Below are 237 nucleotides of genomic sequence, written 5' to 3'. Positions count from 1 at the left end.
AATGAAAGGAGAATTATCATGGAAAAGAAAGTACATTTTAAACTTCACAAAGTTAAAAAACATTGGGTAACTATTGCAGTGACAGGACTTGCTCTGGGATTGAGTTTTGCAGGCCTCAGCTACGCTTCAGCTGAAGAACAACCTACACCTGTTAATGAAGCAACTGTTGAAGCCATCATCAAAGAAGGTGCTATTGACGTCGAGGCTCCAGCGACTAATGAAGCCACAGCTAAACCT

Annotated in this window: 1 protein-coding gene; it reads left to right on the top strand. The window is 41.4% G+C overall.

Annotated elements, in window-relative coordinates; all coding sequences use genetic code 11:
* Positions 1 to 18 precede the first annotated feature (18 nt).
* Positions 19 to 237: KxYKxGKxW signal peptide domain-containing protein (locus HMPREF2607_RS02970; protein WP_148130144.1), on the top strand; the 219-nt coding region annotated here is incomplete at its 3' end.

Origin of the sequence: Streptococcus sp. HMSC078H03, assembly GCF_001808655.1 — a bacterium.
Taxonomy (GTDB): domain Bacteria; phylum Bacillota; class Bacilli; order Lactobacillales; family Streptococcaceae; genus Streptococcus; species Streptococcus salivarius_G.
Note: the sequence above shows the minus strand (reverse complement) of the source record. Positions and strands in the feature narration are given on the sequence as shown.